A 19,338-nucleotide genomic window follows, 5' to 3' on the forward strand; every position below is an offset into this window, starting at 1 on the left:
ACGACGTGTTTGTTCTTGTCCGGACAGGATGATGTCTTTCGAGGCAGGTTCCAAGACTCCTGCTTGCTTTCCCGATATCGTTTGTTAGCGCAAAGGTAAAGGCCATCCCAATCGGGATGGCCTTTACCTTTGCGCAGGAGTGCAATTACTCGCGTTCGGACTTCTTCCAGTTGATCAGGTCGCCCAGAGTGGTGCTGCTGCTTGAAGACGAGGAGGAAGACGAAGATCCGGAGTTGCCCGATCCCTTCGGCGACTTCTCGCGCTCCTTGTAGCTCTCCACTTCGGCGCGGCTGGCTTCTTCGCCGACTGCGCGAATGCTGAGGCCAACCTTCTTCTCTTCCTGGTTCATCTTGACGATCTTGAACTCGTGCTCTGAGTCAACATCGAGCGCAACCGGCTTGCCGGTCGCATCGGCTGCTTCAGAGACGTGGCAGAGGCCCTCGACTCCTTCAGCGATCTCAACGAAGGCTCCAAACTGCGCGGTGCGAAGGATCTTGCCCTTGATGACGTCGCCAACGCGGTGCTGGGCGAAGAACGTGTCCCAGACATCCGGCTGAAGCTGCTTGACGCCGAGCGAGAGGCGGCGGTTCTCCGGCTCTACACCGAGGACGATCGCGCGAACCTTCTCACCCTTCTTCAGAACTTCAGAGGGATGCTTGATGCGCTTGGTCCAGCTCAGGTTCGAGACGTGGACGAGGCCGTCGATGCCGTCTTCGATCTCGATGAAGGCGCCGAAGTCGGTCAGGTTGCGAACGCGGCCTTCGATGATGGCGCCGGTCGGGTACTTGTCCTCAAGAGCTTCCCAGGGGTTGTCCTGGAGTTGCTTCATGCCGAGCGAGATGCGGCGGTCGTTCGGGTTCACACTCAGGATGATGGTGTCGACCTCATCGCCGGGCTTGACCATCTTCGACGGATGCTTCATCCGCTTGGACCAGGTCATCTCAGAGACGTGGACGAGACCTTCGATGCCCTGCTCGAGCTCGACGAACGCGCCGTAGTCAGTGACCGAAAGAATGCGGCCACGAACCTGGGCACCGATCGGGTAGCGCTCAGTTGCATCGAGCCACGGGTCAGGCGTGAGCTGCTTGAAGCCGAGCGAGACGCGCTGCTTATCCTTGTCGAACTTGAGGACCTTGACCTGGATCTCGTCGCCAACGTTGACGAGGTCGCGAGGGTGAGTGAGGCGGCCCCAGCTCATGTCGGTGATGTGGAGCAGGCCATCGAGGCCGCCCATATCGACGAATGCGCCGTAGTCGGTCAGGTTCTTCACGGTTCCGGTGAGGATGCTGCCCTCTTCGAGGGTCGAGAGCGTGACGGACTTCTTCGCGTTCTGGTCTTCCTCAAGCAGTTCCTTGCGGGAGATGACGACGTTGCCGCGCTTCTTGTTCAGCTTGATGACGCGGACTTCGATCTCGGTGCCGATGTAGCCGTCGAGGTTGCGGACGGGACGTACTTCGACCTGCGATCCGGGAAGGAACGCCTTGATGCCGATGTCGACGGTCAGACCGCCCTTGACGCGGCTGAGAACCATTCCCTTGACGGGAACCTTATCGTTCGCGGCCTGCTCGAGCTTGTCCCACACCTTCAACCGCTGCGCCTTGTCGTAGCTGACGAGATAGCCGCCTTCCGGCTCCTCGCGCTCGACAACGACTTCAACCGTATCGCCGGCCTGGAACTTGGATACGCCAGCGGCGTCCAGAACCTGCTCGAGCGGGATCAGACCTTCGGACTTGAGTCCGATGTCGACAACAACGTGCTTGTCGGTGATCTTCACGACCGTACCGGTCACGATCACTTCTTCGGTCGTCAGGTTGGCAGCAGCAGCCGTCTCAGCAGCCTGCTCGCGATCGAAGTTGGCCAGGGCGGCAGCAAAGTCTGCTGCGTCGTAGTCTGGTTCTTCGCTCGTTGCGGACTCTTCACCGGCTGCGAGGGTGGCTACTGTGCCATGGGTCTCGGTGGCTTCGGCGTGCTGGGCTGGGTTAGGGGTGGATTCAAGTGACAGGTCGGTATGCTCGACTGTCGTTTCGGGCGAGAGGAGTTCGATTTCAGTGCTCAGGGGTTTGCCTTCGTTGTAGTCAGAATTATGGTCGTCTACCATGATGATGCGCACTCCGGGGTCCAAGATTCAAGCTCTGCGATCCCGGAACAAGGCCCATCGGTGGAGTTCCCGATAAGAAGGGCTGCTTGATATGATTCCGGGTTCAGATATGTCAATCGGAGAGTGGACATGTCTTGCAGAGGGGCTGCCTGCACTTGGATCCCACACGCGGTAGCTCAATCAAAAGCATATGCCCCTGATTCGTGGTAGTCAACCGGATACGCTGCGCCGGTGATGCAAATAGGGCGGTTAATCGCTGGCTTGCGGGTAGAAGAAGCATATTTTGATGCGGGTTTCACAAAACCCGGCATGGATGGGGGGAGCCGGGCTGCTGGGAACGATTCCCGGCTATTGGCTGCTGTAACCTTCTTTTATGGATCGTCTCTGGACTCCGTGGCGTTATAGCTATGTTAGCCGCGCCGAAAAAGGCCTTCGCAAGGGCGTACCTGTCGAGCTCGACGCCTGGGTGGGCGACCATGCGTGCGTCTTCTGCAATATGATCGCCGCAGTCGAGTTTGCGATCGCTTCAGGGATGGAGGCAAAACAGGCCGAGCAGGCGGCGCACGTCGTCCACCGAGGCAGCTTCTGCTATATATGCCTGAATGCCTACCCTTATTCGACCGGCCATGTGATGGTGGTTCCCTATCGGCATACGGATTCGCTGGCGGCTCTGGAATCTGCCGAGGCCGGGGAGATGATGGCGCTGGCGCAGTCGATCGAGAGGTGCCTGCGTGCGGTCTATCGGCCGGATGGGCTGAACTTTGGGTTGAATTTGGGGGAGGCCGCTGGGGCGGGGGTCGCCAATCATATTCATCTGCATGGGCTTCCGCGGTGGAGTGGGGATACTAACTTCATGACGGTGCTAAGTGAGACGCGGGTGTTGCCGGAGAGCCTGGATGTGACCTGGGAGAGGTTGCGGGAGGCGTTCGGGGAGGCATGAAGCGCCGTGAATGCAGAGAAGTCTCCTCGGCGGGCCGTCCTTTAGGAGCATGCGACTTCGAGCGGAAAGCCGGAAGTCGTCGGTGGTCCGGCTCCGGGGCTAAAGCCCCGTTGAACGTGGCGCAGTTACCGCAGGCTGAAGCCCGCTGCTACTCCGCTACATTTGGCTGCTTCTCGGCTATATTCCGCTGCCGTTCGCGGCCGGTGTTCGAAGGCCTAGTCGGTTGGGCCGCCGCGTTCGCCCTTGTTGGGCACGTGGGTGACTTCGAAGTTGGTGATCTTCCAGGAGCCGTCGGGGTAGCGCTTGTAGATGCGCGTGTAGCGAAAAAGTCCCTGAAGCGGCCGTCCGTCGTTGGTGCCTTCGAGCTGGGCAAGCGATGTGACGATTCCAACGCGTCCGAGGAGCTTGATTTTCACATCCGAGACGTCGATTTTGGTTAGCACAAGGGTGCGTTTCTGCAGGCGTTCGAGCTGCTGGGTCTTGTTGTTCAGCTGCCCATTGTTGGAGATGCCGAAGTAGTCTTCGGCCAGCAACTTGTCCATGGTGGCGACGTCGCCAGCGAGTTGAGCGGTCCGCCATTGCTGCTCGACCAATTCAATCTCGCGCTTGTAGTCGCGCTTGTGTTCTTTGTGGGCGTTCTGCGCGTGGGCGATGCCTGCAATGCCGAGGACTGCGACCGCCAGCAGCAGTATCGCGAGTACACGCTTAGTTCCGTGATCGATCGATCTGGCGATTGACCTGGTGATTGACCTGGCGATTTCCACGGGGGCTCTGTCCTGTTTCAGTCGACCCCACACTTCGACGGAAGTTTCAAGAGACATAACGTATCCGGATCGTAGCCCTATCCCAGTCAGGTAGTCAAAGCCGCTTCCCTGATCGATGGCCAGGATGTCGTTTTGACGCAGCTCAGACTATAGCGGTAAGGTTTTCGATCTGCCGCTCCAGCATCAACTGGTAGAAACCGCCGATTGCGTACTGGTGAAAGTGCGGGGTGTTGCGGTGGAACTCGAGCGCTTCATCGTTTCTGTACTGCTCGTAGATGAGGACGGTAGTCGAGTCCGCTTCGAGGAAGTGGGCGACGTAGTTGACGCAGCCGGGCTCCTGGCGCGAAGCCAGAGTAAGGGCGCGAAGCTGCTCGGTTACCTGTTCGTGATGCTCTTGATCGAAACGCAGCCGGACTGTGAAGCTCACCATAAAATTTCCTCTTATACCCGTCTTAGTTCCGGAGCAGCTCTTCGAACTCTGGCAGCACCATGGTCTGGTCGCGATCGGGGCCGGTTGAGACCATGCCGATCTTCGCGCCGGATTCCTTCTCTACGAAGCGAAGGTAATCCTGCGCGAGTTGTGGGAGTTTGTCGAACTCCGTGATGCCCTCGGTGGAGCAGTTCCATCCCTTGAGGGTCGTGTAGATGGGCTGAATGGACTCGAAGCCGCGCATGTCGGCGGGGATCACGTCGGTGATCTTGCCGTTGATCCTGTAGCCGGTGCAGACGGGGATCTCCGCGCACTCGTCCATGACGTCCATCTTGGTGACGACGAGCCATTCCGTACCGTTGATCATGTTGGAATAGCGCAGCAGCGGAAGATCGAGCCATCCGCAGCGGCGGGGGCGACCAGTGACGGCGCCGTACTCCTGGCCGCGGGCGCGGAGCAGGTCGGCGGAGTTGTCGTGGATCTCGGTGGGGAACGGGCCTTCGCCGACGCGGGTCACGTAGGCCTTGGTGACACCGATGACGGTGCCGATGCTGGTCGGGCCAACGCCGGTTCCGGTGACTGCGCCGCCTGCTGTCGCTGAGGAGCTGGTCACGAAGGGATAGGTTCCGTGATCGATGTCGAGCAGGGCTCCCTGAGCGCCTTCGAACATCACCTTCTCGCCATTCTTGAGGGCGTCGTTCAGCATGACGGCGGTGTCGGTGACGAAGGGCGCGATCTTTTCGGCGGCGCGGGCGTACTCCTCGTACATCGCCTTGGGGTCGAGCGGCTCGGTGCCAAAGAGCGCGTGGGCGATGGTGTTCTTCTCGAAGCAGGCGTTCTGGATGTGCGTGCGGAGCAGAGCGGAGTTCAGGAGGTCGACGACGCGGAGACCGCTGCGGTGCATCTTGTCTTCGTAGGCGGGACCGATGCCGCGGCTGGTGGTGCCGATCTTCGTGCGGCCGGGAGCGTTCTCGGCGGCGAGCTCGATCATGCGGTGGTAAGGGAGAATCACCTGGGCGCGGTTGGAGACGAAGAGCTGCTCATCTACTGGAAGGCCGGCGTCCTTGAGCTTCTTAACTTCATTGAGGAAGGCCATGGGGTCGAGGACGACACCGTTGCCGATGACGCCCTTGCACTCCGGCCGGAGGACGCCGCAGGGGATGAGCTGCAGCACAAACTTTTTGCCCTTGATGATGACGGTGTGGCCCGCGTTGTGGCCACCGGCGTAGCGCGCCACGACGGAGAACTTCTCCGAGAGCACGTCGACGATCTTGCCTTTGCCTTCATCGCCCCATTGGGCACCAAGAATTACTGCTGATTTGCGCTGAGTCACGAGAGGAATTGCTCCGGAGGGTAGGTGCGCGAGATAGTCTCAACGCCCATAGTTCATCTTATACTCACCGCTTGAGGGATATCCGGAATGAACACGGCAATGGAGATGCATGACTCGGTTGTGCTGAAGTATGAGCGATTTCCAGATGGCACCGGCTTCATCCTCTTTCGCGCTGTCGTCTTCAGGTCGGATGGCAGACCTGCGATCGATACCGGCGTAAGCGGGTGGCAAGGCGTGAGAATGGCTTTCACGGAGATGGTTCTTGAGGCTCGATTCCAGACCACAAACCGTACGCCATTGACGGTCATCTGTCAGTCGATAGCGTGAAGGACGATGGATTGATTCCATTTCCCGCAGGGTACTCTGGGAAAGTGCGCCTCTCTATGGAGCTCAGCGACGAGTTCGCAACCACGACCGTTCGTGCTTCGAGCATCTCGATAGAGGCTGAGGGCGAGTTCGAATTGGAACGTGAATGGCCTCCCACAACCGCTCATTAGACAGGCTGCCACACTTGCTCATGGCATAATGTCCATGAGAGGTTACTATGGCTACTCAAACTGGCCTCAAGGATTACATCGGCGTCTCACCCGACTTGGGCTTTGCCTTTGCCGAGGCTGTCGAGAAGGGCATGCCGGTTGAGAGTCTCGATCTGCTTCGCGAGAGTGGCCTGACCTTCACCGAGATGGCCGCTGTTATCCCCCACCGCACGCTCAAGCATCGTAAGGCGCGAAACGAGAACCTCACCATTGAAGAGACCGAGCGGGTGCTTCGCTTCGCCAAGATTCTTGCTTTTTCAGAGAGGGTCTTCGGAAACCGCGAGAAGAGCCTTCGGTGGCTGCGTGGGAAGGACGATCGGCTGGGTGATCGAACGGCTCTTAGCCTGCTGAGGACTGAAGCCGGAGGCAAGGTCGTGGAGTCAATGCTCTGGCAGATCTCCGAAGGCATGTTTACCTGATGCAAGCCCCCCTGGCGCTTTGGCGCATCAGCGAGTTCCCTGATCTTTCGGGAATTGGTGCCGAATTCGCCAGCGCTCGTTGGCACACTGTGGGTGAGGGCAAACGGATTGTCTATCTTGCCGAGCATCCAGCGGTGGCGCTGATTGAAGTGCTTGTCAACCTCCGCAGTGATCCGGCCCTCTATCCCGAAGACTTTCAACTCATCAGAATCGCATCGGTCGACAGCATCGCCAGCATTGATCTCACGCCGGATCAGCTGTCGAGTATCGATCCAGACGTTACAGTTTCAACCCAGAGGATTGGAGATGCCTGGTTGGCAGACCGGTCGTCGGCATTGCTGCGTGTGCCTTCTATTCCTTCGCCGGAATCGTGGAACTACCTCTTGAATCCGCTTCATCCGGACGCGAACTCGCTGAAGATTGAATGGGCAAAGAGGATCACCTACGACCGGCGTCTGTTTCAATTGAGCAAGTAGTGTTGATCTATGCCTGAACTTCCCGAAGTCGAGACGGTTGCTAATGGTGTCCATGCCAGGGTGCATGGGCAGACCATTCTGTCGGTGTGGACGAGCAACAAGCCGCAGACGTTCAAGTCGCCGCCGCAGGAGATCGCCGAGGTGCTGACCGGCAGCCGGATTGAGCGGGTGCATCGGGTGGGGAAGACGATCGTTTGCGATCTTCGCAGGGCTGGCAAGAGGACGCAGTTTCTAGTGCACCTGGGGATGACTGGGCGGCTGCTGGTCTCAGAAGCTGAGGTGCCACTGCCGCCGCACACGCACGCGGTATTGGGGCTGAGCGGCGGCAAGGAGCTGCGGTTTGTCGATGCGAGAAGGTTCGGGCGGCTCTCGGTGGCGAGTGAGGTTGAAGAGGGCTATACCGGCCCGGGCAAAGAGCCGCTGACGATTCCGCTGGAAGATTTCGTCGCGTTGTTTCGCGGGCGGAAAACTGCGATCAAGGCGGCTCTGCTGAACCAGTCATTGCTGCATGGGGTTGGGAATATCTATGCGGACGAGAGCCTGTTCCGGGCGGGGATCAGGCCGAAGCGGCAGGCGGGACGGCTGACTCGGGCGGAGCTTGCGCGGCTGCGGGAGGCGCTGGTCGCGGTGCTGACCCATGCGATCTCGCTGGGCGGATCTTCGGTGTCGGACTACGTGGATGCGGATGGCGTGCGTGGGTTCTTCCAGTTGGAGCACAAGGTTTACATGCGGACGGGGGAGCCCTGCCTGGTCTGCGGGGCTCCTATCAAGAAGATTGTGGTGGGTGGGCGGAGCACGCATTTCTGTGCGAACTGCCAGAAGTAGCTAGGTCAGGACGACGATCTTGCCGCCCGCCTTGTTCTCTTCCATGTAGCGGTGGGCTTCGACGATGTCGTCGAGGTGGAAGGTCTGGCCGATCTGGATGTGCAGGGTTCCGGCAGCGACCTGCGTTGCGAGATCGTCAAGCGGCGTGCGTAGAAAGTCCGACGATTCCCCGGCGTAGGAGGTGAGGCAGATCGAGGTGGGGATCGCCTCCATTGGGGCAAAGTCGTCGAAGGACCACTTGTTGCCGACGATGCCTGTCATGCAGACGATGCCAGCTTCTTTGGTGCAGCGCAGGGAGTCCTTGAGCGTAGTTGTCCCGATCAGCTCGAGCACCTTGTCTACGCCTTCGGGCCAAAGCTGGCGGACCTGGCCTGCGATCGTTCCGTCGTCGATCAGGACGTCGGTTGCACCACTGGTCTTCAACAGGTCGGCGCGGGCGGGGTTGCGTGTCGTCGAGGCGACGAGCGCGCCGTGGTTCTTGGCGATGGCGGCTGCGGCGAGGCCAACTGAGGTGGTCCCGCCGCGGATCAGCAGGCGCTCGCCCTTCTGGAGGCGAAGCGAGCGGAAGAGCGAGCCCCATGCGGTTTGGAGCATCTCGGGCATGGCCCCGAGGATGCCCCAGAGAAGCGGCGTCTTGATCTCCTGGACTTGTTTCGCGGGGACGCAGGTGAACTCGGCGTAGCCGCCATCGAACTCGCGGCCAAGGCCGCCCATGGCGGTGGCGACGGTAGCACCCTTTGCGAACTCTCCGCCGGGGGCGCCTTCGACGAGGCCGACGGCTTCGATGCCGAGGACGCGTGGGAACTTCACATTGGGGGAGTGGCCCTGGCGGGTGAAGAGCTCGGAGCGGTTGAGGCCGAAGGCCTTGACGCGGATGAGGACTTCGCCCGGCTTCGGCGTGGGGATTGGGAGGCTCTCGATCTTGAGGACTTCAGGGCCGCCGGGCTGGCGGATGACTGCGGCTTTCATGGTGGGCATAGCGGGTCCTTGAGGAGCTACGAGTTAAGGCTAAGAACGCGGGGGATTGGTGGTGGAGAAGCAGTAGCGCGCAATCTGCCACGCGCCTTGATCCTTTTTGAAGACGAAGAGCTCCTGATTGGCTTCGATGCTGGTCTCGCCGGTTGCGTGGACCTTGACCGTCCCTGCTGAGTTGGTGCGGGCGATGGCCCAGTCGGGGGCCACCTGGATCACCTCGGCAATGGTGAAACTGACGGTGAGCTCGATCGCTTGGAATACGGCGTTGTAGGCGTGGCGGACTGCATCTGAGCCGACGCTGGAAGGAAAGTGCTGCGGCATGAAGACGCCATCGGACGCGTAGAGACTCATGACTGCTTCGGTGCTGGAGGCGTTGAGTGCGTCCTGGTACTTCAGAAGGACGCTGCTGATTCTTTCTTCTTCGTGATTCAAAGTGGCTCCGTTTAGCGGTGGGTGGGAGATGCAGATCAAACTGTAACGGCTTACGCTTCGCGCCAGTAGGGGGATAAAACGAAAATTACTTTCCTGTATTTGGGATAATCACAGAATGGCTGATTTGAACTCGCTGGTGATCTTCGCGCAGATTGTGGAGGCGAACAGCTTCTCCGAGGCGGCGCGGCGGCTGAAGATGCCGACCTCCACGGTGAGCCGTCGCATTGCGGAGCTCGAGAACCAACTTGGCGTGCGGCTGCTCGATCGCTCCACGCGCAGACTGAGGCTGACTGATGTGGGATCGGAGGTGCTGGAGCATGCTCAGCGGGGGGCGCAGTTGAGCGAAGCGGTCTCCGATATCGCTTCGAATCACCTGGCGACGGTTGCCGGAACGCTGCGTATCTCAGCGCCGCCAAGTATTTCGGACTCGCTGCTTGCGCCGCTGATCAATGGATTTCAGGCGAGATATCCGGAGGTGAAGGTCCAGGTGTTGATCACGGAGAGACTGGTGGACCACATCGCGGATGGGATCGGTCTTGTCTTCCGGATCGGAGCGTTGCGGGACTCATCGCTGGTTGCCAGGAAGTTGCTTAGTTATCGGCACCAGTTGCTGGCTAGCCCTGAGTATCTGAAGGGGTGCCAGGCTCCGAAGACGCCGAAGGATCTGCGCGGGCACCGGTTGCTGGCGTTCTCGCGTTGGAAGCCGGAGAACCGGTGGAGCTTCACGCATGTGAACGGGAAGGACAAGGAGACGATCCACTTTCAGCCCTATCTTTCGATGAACGACTATGCGGGAGTCTTGCCGGCGATTCTTTCGGGGGTGGGGATTGGGGAGCTGCCGCCGGTGTTTCAGCCGGGGCTTTCGCGCAAGAGCGATTTGGTGGAGGTGATGCCGAAGTGGAGGTTTTCCACGTTCGATCTGTGGCTATTGCACCTGGGTAACCGGCATGTGCCCCGGGCGGTTCGGGTGTTCAAGGAGTTCGCGGCGGAGGTTACGCCTACGCTGTTTTCGAAGCTGCCGAGTTGAGGGTGGCGAGCAGAGCGACAGCAAGAACAAAGGCGAAATGCGGGGGTCTCTCCACTGCGCGTCGCTCCGGTCGAGATGACGCTTCTTTTGGTAGCCGGTGTGGCGTCCGCTTCGGTCGTGATGACAGCTTATTGGCGGCAGTCTCAGAGTTTCGCTAGGTTGCTTTGGGCGGCTTGGTTGGTGGGATCGAGGTGGATGGCTTGTTCGAGGGAGTTGCGGGCTGCGGGCTTATCGCCGGAGCGGGCTTGCATCACGCCGAGATCGCTCCAGTCGTTGGAGGAGTTGGGCAGGAGGGTGAGGACGGATCTTTGTTCCCGTATGGCGTCGGGGAGCTGGCCCATCTGCATGTAGACCTGGGCCAGGGCGCGGTGGGGTTCGGGATCGGTGGGGGTGAGGGACTGCCAGCGCTGGAGGTGGGCGACCGCTGCGGCCAGGCGGCCTTCGGCGGCGTAGAGGAGGGACAGCTGGTGCTCGGCGTCGGGGTCGTTGGGGTGCGCGGCGAGGAAGCGGAGGAAGAGCGATTCGGCTTCGGTGAGATCGGCGTCGGCGCTGGGGGAGGATTCGGTTTGGGTGGCGATGCGGAGGTCGAGGGCCGCCAGGTCGAAGGTGGCGTCGGCGTAGGTGGGGTCGGCGGCGTGGGCGGCGCGGAATTGGGTCTGGGCGGTCGGCAGGTCGCCACTGGCTTCGAGGGCCGAGCCGAGGGCGGTGAGGGTGCGTGGATCGTTTGACCTTTCCGCGAGGAGTTTGCGGTAGAGATCGGCGGCCTGGGCGGGCTTGCCTGCGGCGAGGTCGAGCGAGGCGAGGTTGTAAAGGGCGATGGGGTCCTGAGGGGACTTGTGGAGGACTGATTCCATCCAGGAGCGTTCCAGGGATTCGCGCGCCTCGGTTTCGGTCATGGTGGGGCTGGGTTGAGGGAGAACCTGGATCCAGAAGTGGCCCATCTCGTCTTCGGAGCGGTTGCCGGCGCGGACGCGGATGGGAGGAGTGTGGGGATTGCGGGGGTTGGCAGCGGAGTTGTCGTAGAGGTAGCGCATGTGGAGGACGGAGCCGGCGGGTAGCGGGAGTGGGTGCGCGAGGCGGTAGACGCTCTGGCGGTTGATGTCCCAGTCGGTGATGAGGACGAGGTCGCGGCGTTCGCCTGTAGGGAGGGTGGCCCAGGCCTCCATGCGTTTGCAGAGGTAGTGGGCGTGGGGGTAGATGCCGAGGACGTCGACGGCTACGGGGAGCTTCAACGAGTCTTCGATGGGGAAGCTGGGGTCGCCGGGGGGGATGTCGAGGGCGGCGTCGTGCTGAAGCTGCAACAACATTGGGTGGCGGGTGGCGGGCTTGTCGGTGAAGTAGAGGCCTATGCGGATGCGGGTGGATTCAGGCTTGCCGGAGGGTTTGAGGTGGAGATTCAGTACGAGGTCGTTGCCTTCGTCGAGACGCCAGGGCATGCCTTCGGGTTCGATGAGGGCGGTGGAGTCGGGCTTCCAGAAGAGGAAGTGGCTGTCGGGGTCGAAGTTGTCGCCGGAGTCGACGTTGATGTCCATGCCGGGGATGCCTTGCTGCCAGTCTTGTGGATGCGCGCGGCGGAGCGATGCCGTACGGTCGATGAGGACGTTGGCGTGGTGGACGATGCGCGGGGAGCCAGGCTTGATCTCCATGGCGCGCACCCAGTGGGTGCCGTTGGCGGGGTTGGGGAGGATGACGTTGAGGAAGAGGTCGGTGCCGGTCGCTGGGACATCCACGGCTCTGTCGGTCTCCAGTACGAGGTCGGGCGGGCCTAGCTGCCATTCGGCGTTATAGGTGGGCGGGGTGGGGATAGGGCCGTCGCCTTCGAGGGTTCCGGCTGCGATCCACTGGCGGATGAGAGCTAGTTCGGAGTCGGTGAGGCGGCGGGAGTTGGCGAGGTCGCCGTGGCCCGGTGCCGGGAGCCAAGGTGGCATGTAACGGGTCTCTACGGCGGGAGCGATGACCGAGGCGTAACGTTTTACATCGGCGTAGGTGGTGAGGGGGAATGGGCCGGAGCCGCCGGTGTGGTGGCAGGTCGTGCAGCGGGCGTAGATGATGGGAGCGATTTGGGATCGCCAGGTGGGTTTCTCGGGTGGAGCGGCGTGGGCGGAGAGCGTGGTTGCGATGAGGGCGAGGAAGGTGATTGAAGCTCTGAATGCGGAAAATTGAGGACGGCCGGGGTGATGTGAGCCGGAATGCAGGTCCTTCGACTGCGTCCCTCGCGGTGAGGCGTTGCGAGGGACTTCGCTCAGGATGACGGGGTGTGGGGTGGATGCAGGAGCGCTGCATGGGACTTCGCTCTGGTTGACGGATTTGGGGCGGAGGAGGCGGTTCGCGCGGGCGCGAATGCCCGCCTTAGCGACGATGACGCCGTCGCGAAGATGGGGCACCCGGCTTGCGTGGCCGGTCAGGGTGGGGAGGTTCAATGGCTTCCCATTGAGCCGGTGGTGGCGGGATTGACGATGGAGCAGCCGACTGGGGTTCCGGTGGGTTTCGGGGCGGCCTTGCCGGTGAGGACGGCGCTAAGGGCTTCCTCGGCGAAGATGTGAGTGGGCCGTGGACGTTCGAGGCCGAGGTGGATGTAGCGGTCGTCGAATCTGCCGGTGTAGATGGACTGCCAGCCGGCTTTAGAGGGTGTGAGGATGGCGGCTTCGGGAGTGACGCGGGCGTGGGTCAGGCGGATGAGATCGCCGTTTGGATCGAGGAGAATCTCTCCGCTGGGATCAAAGGCACGTTGGTGGGTGGTGATGTCGTCGAGGTGCTCGGTGGAGTTGGGGTAGACGAAGTAGAACTTCACGCCGCGTGCGGCGAACTCTTCGCGGAGGCGCTTCATCTCGGGGAAGGTGCGGTCGGAGATGGGGCAGTCGGATGCGACAAAGAAGAGGGCCACGGCGCGGGTTCCGGGGGGTGCGAGCGTCGTCAGGGGTTTGCCGTTGGCGGTTGCGCCGAACTGCGAGAGCGCCGCCGTTGAAACTCCGAGGAGCAACATAGCGGCGGCGAGGCGCCAGCCTGCCCGCCGGGAGTTGCGTGAGAGCACGGCGAATTGGGGCTCAGCGAGCACGCCACATCATATCGACTCCCACAAAAGTTGGTCTCCTCTCAGCTGCATGGAGGATGTTTTTACCGCGCGGGGCCGATAACTTGATGGATGTAGCGATGCAGCCTGCGGGCTGGTTGAACGAAGGGTGAACTGGATCTATGAATGGCTTTAGAAAAGAAAAAAGGGCCGAGGTCAGGCTTCCAATCGAAATTGGGACGAGTGTTACATTGCGGGACTGGCCGCTGCCAAACCCGGCGATGACAGTGAATCTGAACTCTAACGGAGCTCTGCTGCGCTTCGCGGAGCCGATTTCACTGGAACTCGGAGACGTGATCATGTGCGACTTCGCCGAGACTGAAGTCGATATCAAAAACGGTGCGCCTGCGCATTGGGGGCGTGGCGAGGTGGTCCGCGTCTCAGGAAACGATGTGGCGCTTCAGTTCCTCGAGAGCAGCTTTTTTGTCGGGACCAGAAAGAAGCGCGAAGTCGCGGCGTAACGCAGGTCAGCCCCTCGCGGCTGCCTGCTCGGCGGAGACTGCTGATCCGATGACCCTCGTCTCGGCATCATCTTTGACGATCTCGAGCGAGTAGCTTTGCAGGGGGCTCATCTTGACCATCTGCTGGAGGTAGTCCTTCAGCATGGGGAGGTCGAGGAAGCGGACGTTGAAGCCGGTGATGAAGAACTTGCCGGCGCCCTCCTGATGGATCTCGGTGGCGGTCGCTGCGGCCAGGGCTTTGTGCCATAGGCGCTTGAACTCGAGGCAACGCTTGTCGGGATGATTGGGGGAGTTGGCGGCCTCGAAGACCTCTTCCGGCTCCATGTCAAGAAAGCGCAGGCGCATGGCGCGATGGCCCATGATGCCTTCGACATGGCCGCGACCGCCGCAACCGCAGAAGCGCTCCTTGTCGTCGAGCGAGACGACGCTGTGGCCGCCTTCCCACGCGCCTTCGATGAAGGGGTAGCGACCGTAGCCGATGCCGATGCCGAGGGTCCAGACGCGGATGAGGCGATCAAGCTTTTGCCGGGTGGCGGCGAGACCGGCGGCCATGCCGTCGGCGTCGTTCATCACGTTGACGGCGACATTCGACAGGCCGTGCTCGGCGAGCTTGAGGGTCAGGAGTTCCGCGATACGCGCGCCCTTGAGCTGGGGAAGATTCGGAGAGTCTTCGACGACGCCGTTGCGGATGTATCCGGGCAGAGCGACGCCGACTGCGGAGATATCCGTAGCCCCCTTTGCGGCGCAGGTGATCTGCTCGCACAGCATCTTGACCAGGTCGTCGGTGGGCATCTCGATGAGGGCGCCGTCGTCTTCGCCGCCATCATCTGGAAAGCATTGCAGCGGACCGGAGAGCTTGTGGTCGACTACCAGTGCCGCCTGAACGCGTTCTGCCAAGGTCACGCCAATTATCTTCGCCATAGGTATCCCTACTCCGCTTAGGAGAGCCGTTCGGATTGCCAGTGTTGCTCGTGCGACTTTAGCCGGGGTGCCTAGTCGAACTTGCTCACACGGTTCAACCCGTTGAAAGCCGCTACTTTATAACATTCTGCGAGAGTTGGATAGTTGAAGACGGTTTCGACGAAATAATCGAGCTTTCCGCCCAGCGCCATGACGGCCTGGCCAATGTGAAGCAGCTCGCTGGCGCCCTCGCCGATGATGTGGACGCCGAGGATCGTGTGGGTCATGCGGTGGAAGATGATCTTCAGGCGGCCGGTCGTATCGCCGCGAATCTGGCCCCGCGCAATCTCGCGATAGTAGGCGACTCCGACTTCGTAGGGAACGTCTTCCTCGGTCAACTGCTCTTCGGTCTTGCCGATGAAGCTGATCTCGGGAATGGTGTAGATGCCGTAGGGGTAGAAGCTCGGGTTCGAGAGAACGGTCTCGTCGCCAAAGGCACGGGCAGCGGCAATGCGGCCCTGCTCCATGGAGACAGAGGCGAGCGAAGGGAAGCCGATGACGTCTCCACCGGCGAAGATATTCGGAACGGTAGTTCGGAAGTCCTTGTCGACGGGGATACGACCACGAGAGTCGGCCTTGACGCCGACCTTCTCGAGATTGAGTTCGTCGACGTTGCCCTGACGTCCGACGGCGTAGAGAAGGGCATCGCCCTGGAGCTTCTTCTTGCTCTCGAGATTGGCGACGACGGTGCCGTCGGGCATCTCTTCGACGCTCTCGACCTCTTCGTTCAGGCGCATGGTGACGCGCGAGTCGCGGAGGTGGTAGCTGAGGGCTTCGACGATCTCCTGGTCAGCGAACTCAAGCAGGCGGGGGCGGCGCTCGATCAGGGTGACGCGGACGCCGAGGGCGGAGAACATGCAGGTGTACTCGACGCCGATGACACCGCCACCGACCACGATCATCGTCTTGGGCAGCGAGGGCAGGTCGAGGACGAGGTCGCTGTTGATGATGCTCGTCCCGTTGATCGGCACCTTGGCCGAAGCGGCGGGCTTGGTGCCGGTCGCGATCAGGACGTTCTTGGTCTCGTAGATGGTGCTGCCGCGGGAGTTGGTGACGCGGACGTGGTTGGCGTCCTCGAAGCTGGCGGTGCCGACGAGCATCTCGATGTTATTGCGTGAGAGCTGGGCTTCGGTGACGTCGACTTCGGTCTTGATGACGTGCTGAACCCGGAAGGCGAGGTCCGCCATGGTGATGCGTTCCTTCACCCGGTAGTTCATCCCGTAGATGGACTTGTAGTTGTATCCGGAGAGGTGAAGGACGGCCTCGCGCATGGTCTTCGAGGGGATGGTGCCGGTGTTGATACAGGCTCCGCCGACTACCTCTCGCATCTCGATGAGGGCGACCTTTTTGCCAAGCTTCGCGCCGTAGATGGCGGCCCGCTGTCCGGCTGGTCCGGAACCGATGACGATCAGATCGTAAACACTACTCATGCGGTGTGGCGCTCTTCCTGCACCTGCGACTTCGGGTACTGGTAGTGCCCGGCGGAGCTTGAATCTCAAGGCCGGACGAAGTTATCGCCGCTTTGACGCGGCGACGTTGATTTCCACTCGTATACTGTCCAAAAATAACACAGTTGCCAAGGCCGGACTTACGGTCAACACAGGGTGCATTCCCAAAAAGTAATGTTTCGATACGCCATCACCGATCGCCGTTCCGGCCAAAACGAGCTGAACTTGCCGCCCGGGTCCGACCCCCTCGCCGGGCTGGTTGACCAGGCGAAGCGGCTGGCTGCGGAGGGCGTCGATTTTCTCCAGTTGCGCGAGAAAGACCTCGAAGCTAAGGAACTCATCGGCGTTGCGAGGAGGATCATCACCGCTGCGCGTGAGGGTGCGAGGGCAACCGGACCCGTTTTGCGGGTGCTTGTGAACGGACGAGCGGATGTGGCGCTGGCAGCGGGGGCCGATGGTGTACATCTTCCATCGGGCCCGGAACAGCTCACTGTGGAGCAGGTGCGGCGGGTGTTTGCGGGGTGCGAGGCCATCGTGAGTGTCGCGTGCCATACGCTGGCGGAGGTTGAGCGGGCGAGTGGGGAGGGTGCCGATTTGGTTCTCTTCAGCCCGGTTTTTGGGAAGCGGCTTACGGGTGGGGAAGAGCTTGCGGGCGCGGGGCTGGAGCGGCTTGCGGAAATCTGTCGCGTGGCGGGTCCGACAGCGGTGCTGGCACTGGGCGGGGTCACGCTGGAGAACGCGCAGGCGTGCGTCGATGCGGGAGCGAAGGGCGTGGCGGGGATACGGCTGTTCCGCTGAGCCTCGCCGTTCGAATCAAGATTAGGACGGCCTTTAGACCTTGACGGAAAAGAGGCGGCCAAAGGAGTCCTCGTCTCCAGATTGCGGCTCCGCCTCGTAGTCACGCGCTTCGACGCGGGGCGCGGGGCCGAGCAGGACTTCAGAATCAGAATCGTCCGCCAGGCGGGAGGCTGACGCGAGCCTCTTCCGCACTTCCGCTGCCCGCTTGGCTTGGATCTCGCTGAGTTCCTCCCGGCCGGCCCCGATGGATGCCAGCAACAGATTGTTGTTCGCATGAATGTGCATGGATGCCTCCTGCTCGGTTGTGCTCCTTGCCGATCTCACACCGCTTTTCATCTCTCGTGTGGCCGAAGTGCTTTCACCCCCTTCGAGGCAATCGACAGGCCATGCGAAAAGCTTTAATTCTTTGAATGCTCTAATCCTTAGGGTGCGGGCGACAGATTGGCTTGCGGGTTCCGACTATTCAGCCCGGACATCACTGTGAGGAAGAACTTACCGGGAACGCTTCGATGAGCGTATCGGTGTGTCCTCGTCGTGAGAATTGAAGCTGCCGCTAACATCGACTTTCCGGGAGAACCGTGGAACGTGCTTCCTTGATAGATAATTCGTGTCATGCCGACATCAGCGAATGTGGTTCTTGTTGGTTGGTGTGCGGCGTTCCTCGTTGTCGCCTGGAGGGTCGAGGGCAATAAACAGTGGGGATGGTTCGAGCGCAGATGGAAGCTCCTTCCGCTCGCCCTGCTCTGGGCATTGAGCTACGCGGTTGGTCTTCTTCTGTGGAACTCTTTCGTTTGCCCTCACCCCTAATCTGTCGAACCTAACCGCTGCCACCGATGTTGCCGAAAACATCGACTTTGCGGCAGGGTACCGTTTAGCGACCGGGCGGCAATGAACGGGACTACTGTGAAATGAGGGCGACAATCTTGCGGGCGGAGAGATTCATCGTTATTGATCACTGTCCGAGGTGTGGCAAGATCCAGACATCAAAAACGATGCTGATCCACAAGACTACAAAGGCGGCACGACCGACCCAACTCCAGATCGAGATCACCCTGATAAGCTCGTCAGGCATATCAACTTTGTTCTCCCTCATGTAGGCAGCCCAGCTTCCGCGGCCCCTCTGAATCAGAGGGGCACGTCCGGTACTCTGAGTCCACTTGTCCACGGCTCTCTTCTGCATTAATCCTGATGCGATAAAGGTACCCAAACACGCGACGAACAGGATGAGTTTCGGATTTATGTGGGGCAACAGTGAAGACCTCGTATTCAACGCCTTAGCTGAAGTGCAGCTTATCAATTTTCCGAACCGACAGCGTGCCTTGAAAACGGCGTTTCCGGAAGCCTTGGGCAGCTGTGTCCTCTCTGTCCCGGCCGATTGGCATCGAGGCACTCACCGGACAGTGATGGGATTTCTGCCTGGGGCTGGAGGGCGACTGCTTAGCTGGGAAGTGAGCAGTCGTACGAGCAGGCACGCATTTGACCCGCACCCCCATTCTCCGTACCGTTAAAGCTGTGCTCATCACTCCGTTCGATCTCGAAAAAGAGTCGCTTCAGATTCACGAATCCATCGCTCCCGGTGTGATCGACTATGCGGTCGATATCTCGCAGATCGGCGCGATGCCGGTTGACGGGCAGGCGGATCTGATCGTCGAGCATCGTGGATCGCACGAGTTCGTGAACGATATCCGGCTGCGGGCGGACTACACCGCGAACTTCGAGGTGCTGTGCGCGCGGTGTCTCGATCCTGTTCCGGTGCCACTTTCGGGGAACTTTGACCTGATCTTCCGGCCTGCGAGCGCGGATGCCGTGTCCGGCGAGCGAGCAATTACCGTCGACGAGACAGAAATCGGGTATTATGAAGAGAGCGGTCTTTTGCTTGAGGATGTCGTGCGCGAGCAGGTGCTTCTTTCCTTGCCCAATCGCACGCTCTGCACGCCGGACTGCAAGGGACTTTGTCCGAGCTGTGGTCAGAATCTGAATAGCGCGTCCTGCAACTGTGAGAAGGCTCCGGCCGATCCAAGGTGGAATGCTCTAGCCGGTCTGGCAGGCACGATCAAGCTCAAGAACTAGCTGCATATATTGATTTTTCATGGTCATCCCAAGCGACGCGCTCGTTTCTTCATGAGCGCTTCCGGGACCAGACCGAAAGGGAACTGCAATGCCTAATCCGAAACGGCGCCATTCCAAGCAGCGCACCGCGAAGCGCCGCAGCCACGACTTCCTGACCCCCACCGGCACCTCCGAGTGCCCGAACTGCCACGAGCGCAAGCTGCCCCACCGCGTCTGCAAGAAGTGCGGAACGTACAAGGGCCGCGAAGTGGTCGCAGTCGCACAGGCAAGCTAAGG

General features: G+C 60.7%; 21 protein-coding genes. 10 read left to right on the forward strand and 11 right to left on the reverse strand.

The window, feature by feature from the left end:
* Window positions 1-145: 145 nt before the first annotated feature.
* Entirely contained in the window at window positions 146-2,098 is a 1,953-nt protein-coding gene (locus HDF16_RS14795) for a 30S ribosomal protein S1 (RefSeq protein ID WP_184217937.1), read from the reverse strand.
* 373 nt (window positions 2,099-2,471) lie between these two features.
* Here HDF16_RS14795 and HDF16_RS14800 point away from each other — a divergent pair, with 373 nt between their 5' ends.
* A complete protein-coding gene (locus HDF16_RS14800) occupies window positions 2,472-3,038 on the forward strand; it encodes an HIT family protein (protein ID WP_184217940.1) in 567 nt (188 codons plus the stop codon).
* Between the two features lie 215 nt (window positions 3,039-3,253).
* On the opposite strand, the gene HDF16_RS31270 is transcribed toward HDF16_RS14800, so the two are convergent.
* From HDF16_RS31270 to HDF16_RS14815, 3 genes are all read right to left on the reverse strand, one after another.
* A complete protein-coding gene (locus HDF16_RS31270) occupies window positions 3,254-3,802 on the reverse strand; it encodes a DUF4440 domain-containing protein (RefSeq protein ID WP_184217941.1) in 549 nt (182 codons plus the stop codon).
* 142 nt (window positions 3,803-3,944) lie between these two features.
* On the reverse strand, window positions 3,945-4,232 hold the full coding sequence (locus HDF16_RS14810; RefSeq protein ID WP_184217943.1) for a putative quinol monooxygenase: 288 nt from the start codon (window positions 4,230-4,232) through the stop codon (window positions 3,945-3,947).
* Between the two features lie 22 nt (window positions 4,233-4,254).
* Window positions 4,255-5,565 (reverse strand): adenylosuccinate synthase, encoded by a 1,311-nt coding sequence (locus HDF16_RS14815; RefSeq protein WP_184217945.1) that lies wholly within the window; start codon window positions 5,563-5,565, stop codon window positions 4,255-4,257.
* An 87-nt stretch (window positions 5,566-5,652) separates the two neighbouring features.
* Here HDF16_RS14815 and HDF16_RS14820 point away from each other — a divergent pair, with 87 nt between their 5' ends.
* The 4 genes from HDF16_RS14820 to HDF16_RS14835 all read left to right on the forward strand — a co-directional run bounded on the left by HDF16_RS14820 (window position 5,653) and on the right by HDF16_RS14835 (window position 7,821).
* Window positions 5,653-5,892: a hypothetical protein gene (locus tag HDF16_RS14820; protein ID WP_184217947.1), complete on the forward strand. Its 240-nt coding sequence runs from the start codon at window positions 5,653-5,655 to the stop codon at window positions 5,890-5,892.
* Between the two features lie 217 nt (window positions 5,893-6,109).
* On the forward strand, window positions 6,110-6,520 hold the full coding sequence (locus HDF16_RS14825) for an antitoxin Xre/MbcA/ParS toxin-binding domain-containing protein (protein ID WP_184217949.1): 411 nt from the start codon (window positions 6,110-6,112) through the stop codon (window positions 6,518-6,520).
* Window positions 6,520-6,996, forward strand: coding sequence for an RES family NAD+ phosphorylase (locus HDF16_RS14830; protein WP_221312774.1), 477 nt, complete (start codon window positions 6,520-6,522; stop codon window positions 6,994-6,996). Before HDF16_RS14825 ends, HDF16_RS14830 begins: the two co-directional genes overlap by 1 nt.
* Before the next feature lie 9 nt (window positions 6,997-7,005).
* Entirely contained in the window at window positions 7,006-7,821 is an 816-nt protein-coding gene (locus HDF16_RS14835; RefSeq protein ID WP_184217951.1) for a DNA-formamidopyrimidine glycosylase, read from the forward strand.
* On the opposite strand, the gene HDF16_RS14840 is transcribed toward HDF16_RS14835, so the two are convergent.
* Window positions 7,822-8,799 (reverse strand): zinc-binding alcohol dehydrogenase family protein, encoded by a 978-nt coding sequence (locus tag HDF16_RS14840; protein ID WP_184217953.1) that lies wholly within the window; start codon window positions 8,797-8,799, stop codon window positions 7,822-7,824. It abuts the gene before it with no gap.
* Between the two features lie 30 nt (window positions 8,800-8,829).
* On the reverse strand, window positions 8,830-9,228 hold the full coding sequence (locus HDF16_RS14845; protein WP_221312775.1) for a YybH family protein: 399 nt from the start codon (window positions 9,226-9,228) through the stop codon (window positions 8,830-8,832).
* A 115-nt stretch (window positions 9,229-9,343) separates the two neighbouring features.
* Between HDF16_RS14845 and HDF16_RS14850 the strand changes: the two genes are divergently transcribed.
* Window positions 9,344-10,255: a LysR family transcriptional regulator gene (locus HDF16_RS14850; protein WP_184217955.1), complete on the forward strand. Its 912-nt coding sequence runs from the start codon at window positions 9,344-9,346 to the stop codon at window positions 10,253-10,255.
* A gap of 143 nt (window positions 10,256-10,398) precedes the next feature.
* On the opposite strand, the gene HDF16_RS31275 is transcribed toward HDF16_RS14850, so the two are convergent.
* Window positions 10,399-12,675, reverse strand: coding sequence for a tetratricopeptide repeat protein (locus tag HDF16_RS31275; RefSeq protein ID WP_184217957.1), 2,277 nt, complete (start codon window positions 12,673-12,675; stop codon window positions 10,399-10,401).
* Window positions 12,672-13,310, reverse strand: coding sequence for a redoxin domain-containing protein (locus tag HDF16_RS14860; RefSeq protein WP_184217959.1), 639 nt, complete (start codon window positions 13,308-13,310; stop codon window positions 12,672-12,674). The genes HDF16_RS31275 and HDF16_RS14860 overlap by 4 nt, the downstream gene beginning before the upstream one ends.
* A gap of 137 nt (window positions 13,311-13,447) precedes the next feature.
* On the opposite strand from HDF16_RS14860, the gene HDF16_RS14865 reads away from it, so the two are divergent.
* A complete protein-coding gene (locus HDF16_RS14865) occupies window positions 13,448-13,786 on the forward strand; it encodes a PilZ domain-containing protein (protein WP_184217961.1) in 339 nt (112 codons plus the stop codon).
* A gap of 6 nt (window positions 13,787-13,792) precedes the next feature.
* Here HDF16_RS14865 and HDF16_RS14870 read toward each other — a convergent pair whose 3' ends face one another.
* Window positions 13,793-14,707 (reverse strand): ROK family protein, encoded by a 915-nt coding sequence (locus tag HDF16_RS14870; protein WP_184217963.1) that lies wholly within the window; start codon window positions 14,705-14,707, stop codon window positions 13,793-13,795.
* Window positions 14,708-14,778: 71 nt separating this feature from the next.
* Entirely contained in the window at window positions 14,779-16,176 is a 1,398-nt protein-coding gene (gene sthA, locus HDF16_RS14875; protein WP_184217965.1) for a Si-specific NAD(P)(+) transhydrogenase, read from the reverse strand.
* A 243-nt stretch (window positions 16,177-16,419) separates the two neighbouring features.
* Here sthA and HDF16_RS14880 point away from each other — a divergent pair, with 243 nt between their 5' ends.
* Window positions 16,420-16,992, forward strand: a complete 573-nt coding sequence (locus HDF16_RS14880; RefSeq protein WP_221312776.1) for a thiamine phosphate synthase — start codon at window positions 16,420-16,422, stop codon at window positions 16,990-16,992.
* Window positions 16,993-17,025: 33 nt separating this feature from the next.
* On the opposite strand, the gene HDF16_RS14885 is transcribed toward HDF16_RS14880, so the two are convergent.
* Window positions 17,026-17,277, reverse strand: a complete 252-nt coding sequence (locus HDF16_RS14885; protein WP_184217969.1) for a hypothetical protein — start codon at window positions 17,275-17,277, stop codon at window positions 17,026-17,028.
* Between the two features lie 1,191 nt (window positions 17,278-18,468).
* On the opposite strand from HDF16_RS14885, the gene HDF16_RS14895 reads away from it, so the two are divergent.
* Entirely contained in the window at window positions 18,469-19,062 is a 594-nt protein-coding gene (locus HDF16_RS14895) for a YceD family protein (RefSeq protein WP_221312777.1), read from the forward strand.
* A gap of 88 nt (window positions 19,063-19,150) precedes the next feature.
* The gene (gene rpmF / locus HDF16_RS14900) at window positions 19,151-19,336 is read left to right on the forward strand and encodes a 50S ribosomal protein L32 (RefSeq protein WP_184217973.1); all 186 of its coding nucleotides are present in this window, start codon (window positions 19,151-19,153) and stop codon (window positions 19,334-19,336) included.
* Window positions 19,337-19,338 lie beyond the last annotated feature (2 nt).

Origin of the sequence: Granulicella aggregans, from assembly GCF_014203275.1 — a bacterium.
Taxonomy (GTDB): Bacteria; Acidobacteriota; Terriglobia; order Terriglobales; family Acidobacteriaceae; genus Edaphobacter.

Excerpts from the sequence above, each read along its gene's own strand:
- HDF16_RS14795 (WP_184217937.1), bottom strand. The coding sequence starts at position 2,098 with ATGGTAGACGACCATAATTCTGACTACAACGAAGGCAAACCCCTGAGC.
- HDF16_RS14800 (WP_184217940.1), top strand. The coding sequence starts at position 2,472 with ATGGATCGTCTCTGGACTCCGTGGCGTTATAGCTATGTTAGCCGCGCC.
- HDF16_RS14810 (WP_184217943.1), bottom strand. The coding sequence starts at position 4,232 with ATGGTGAGCTTCACAGTCCGGCTGCGTTTCGATCAAGAGCATCACGAA.
- HDF16_RS14820 (WP_184217947.1), top strand. The coding sequence starts at position 5,653 with ATGAACACGGCAATGGAGATGCATGACTCGGTTGTGCTGAAGTATGAG.
- HDF16_RS14825 (WP_184217949.1), top strand. The coding sequence starts at position 6,110 with ATGGCTACTCAAACTGGCCTCAAGGATTACATCGGCGTCTCACCCGAC.
- HDF16_RS14830 (WP_221312774.1), top strand. The coding sequence starts at position 6,520 with ATGCAAGCCCCCCTGGCGCTTTGGCGCATCAGCGAGTTCCCTGATCTT.
- HDF16_RS14835 (WP_184217951.1), top strand. The coding sequence starts at position 7,006 with ATGCCTGAACTTCCCGAAGTCGAGACGGTTGCTAATGGTGTCCATGCC.
- HDF16_RS14840 (WP_184217953.1), bottom strand. The coding sequence starts at position 8,799 with ATGCCCACCATGAAAGCCGCAGTCATCCGCCAGCCCGGCGGCCCTGAA.
- HDF16_RS14850 (WP_184217955.1), top strand. The coding sequence starts at position 9,344 with ATGGCTGATTTGAACTCGCTGGTGATCTTCGCGCAGATTGTGGAGGCG.
- HDF16_RS14865 (WP_184217961.1), top strand. The coding sequence starts at position 13,448 with ATGAATGGCTTTAGAAAAGAAAAAAGGGCCGAGGTCAGGCTTCCAATC.
- HDF16_RS14870 (WP_184217963.1), bottom strand. The coding sequence starts at position 14,707 with ATGGCGAAGATAATTGGCGTGACCTTGGCAGAACGCGTTCAGGCGGCA.
- sthA (WP_184217965.1), bottom strand. The coding sequence starts at position 16,176 with ATGAGTAGTGTTTACGATCTGATCGTCATCGGTTCCGGACCAGCCGGA.
- HDF16_RS14885 (WP_184217969.1), bottom strand. The coding sequence starts at position 17,277 with ATGCACATTCATGCGAACAACAATCTGTTGCTGGCATCCATCGGGGCC.
- rpmF (WP_184217973.1), top strand. The coding sequence starts at position 19,151 with ATGCCTAATCCGAAACGGCGCCATTCCAAGCAGCGCACCGCGAAGCGC.